This is a genomic window from Serratia sp. 506_PEND (genome assembly GCF_001076875.1).
In the GTDB taxonomy this organism is placed as follows: Bacteria; Pseudomonadota; Gammaproteobacteria; order Enterobacterales; family Enterobacteriaceae; genus Serratia; species Serratia marcescens.
The window spans coordinates 1-1,518 of record NZ_JVEL01000174.1 but is presented as its reverse complement, the minus strand read 5'-3'; the positions used below and the strand labels follow the sequence as shown (position 1 = coordinate 1,518).

The window sequence follows — 1,518 nt, the reverse complement described above, 5'->3', positions numbered from 1 at the left end:
ATTTATGACCTATGATGAATTCCTTATTAATGTGGTTAATTATGATAGGTCTAAGCTACCATACGAAATCATTTATGGAAAATTCAAAATGGATCTCTTAGGGTTCATGGAAGAGGTGAATCGCTAAACTTTTTAGAGTAATGATTAGTTCAATCGTACCTGACAGGGCTGGCTGTATGTGGCAGTCGTCATCGATCTCTTCATCCGGAATGTAGTTAGCTGGTCAATGATACCCACTCTCTCACGCGAACTGGCGCTGGATGCGCTTATGGTGGCCCTGTGGCGACGAAAACCGGACGGTGAGGTTATCTTGCATTCAGACTAGGGCAGTCGATACGGCAGCGACAACTGGCAGCGCTTCTGTAGGCCAATAACCTGGCCCCGAGCACGAGCCAGTATGGCAACTGCTTGGATAATGCCTGACCCTGGCCCAAAATCAATGCAATGCTAAATCAGAGATCTTCATCTTTCTGGAGACTTCGGATAAATTCAGCCGGAGTCATGTGATTTAATGATGAATGTGTTCTCTCATGATTGTATTCCCTGCTCCAGTTGTCGAGTTTGTCCTGCGCACCTTCCAGTGACAGAAACCAGTGAATGTTCAGACATTCGTCCCGCAGGCTGCCGTTAAATGATTCAATAAACGGGTTAATTCTCGCCCTTGCTTGTAGTCCTCAATGCGAGTCAACAGTTCCGGTAGTTTCTCCAGCGGAAGGGCAGGGTAGTGGTGTTTAATGGGCGGGCGATGATACCCTCCAGATTGGCCGCCGGATTATGTTCTATCAACTCCTGATGCACGGCATGACGCATGATATTGCACATATGCTGCCTGGTGCGTGCCGACACTTCCAGCAGACCTTTTTTCTCAATCCCTTTCAGCAGGTCGATGAAATGGCGGGTTTTCAGTTCTGTGACTGGCAGTTGTCCAATTATCGGGAAGATATGATTGTTCATTCTGGCAAGCAGGCGGGTTGCATAGTTCTCCGACCATGCTCTGTTGCTTTTATGCCAACTTAGCGCCTCTGATTTGAAGGTTTCCTCTGGTGAGGCAGTGGCTCTCTCAGCAGAGCACTGTTGAGCTGGATTGATATTCTGCGCCAGCAATTTACGGATACCATCACGCTGCTGACGAGCGTCGGCCAAAGATACTGCAGTATAGGCCCCTAAGCCGAGGCGCGATTCTTTTTTATTGATGCGATATTTGAGATACCAGAGATGTGAACCGCCTGGATTGACCAAAAGGTATAGACCGTATGAATCGGAGACTTTGAAGGGTTTTGTGGATGGTTTTAAGTTGCGGATTTTTGAATCGTTAAGAGACATTTGGGGGGCATTCCGTCATCGAACCAACTGGACCCCAAATCTGACCACCAAATTTTCCCGATGCGAAGGGAAAACTGAAAATGCATCGGGAAGACTTTTCACGCTAACTTATTGAATTATAATTGCATAGGGATTCGCGAAGCGGCATGAAAATAAGAATTTGGCTCCTCTGACTGGACTCGAACCAGTGACATA

The 1,518-nt window shown here is 47.0% G+C and carries 3 pseudogenes; 1 reads left to right on the top strand and 2 read right to left on the bottom strand.

The features are described 5' to 3' along the window. Positions 1-163: 163 nt before the first annotated feature. Positions 164-420: pseudogene (locus ADK28_RS29740) on the top strand (DDE-type integrase/transposase/recombinase); the annotation flags it as partial. A gap of 32 nt (positions 421-452) precedes the next feature. On the opposite strand, the pseudogene ADK28_RS29735 reads toward ADK28_RS29740, so the two are convergent. Continuing rightward, a pseudogene (locus ADK28_RS29735) lies at positions 453-650 on the bottom strand (integrase core domain-containing protein); the annotation flags it as partial. Beyond that, positions 626-1,323, bottom strand: a pseudogene (locus ADK28_RS04235) (tyrosine-type recombinase/integrase); the annotation flags it as partial. The pseudogenes ADK28_RS29735 and ADK28_RS04235, both read right to left, overlap by 25 nt. Between the last annotated feature and the right edge of the window lie 195 nt (positions 1,324-1,518).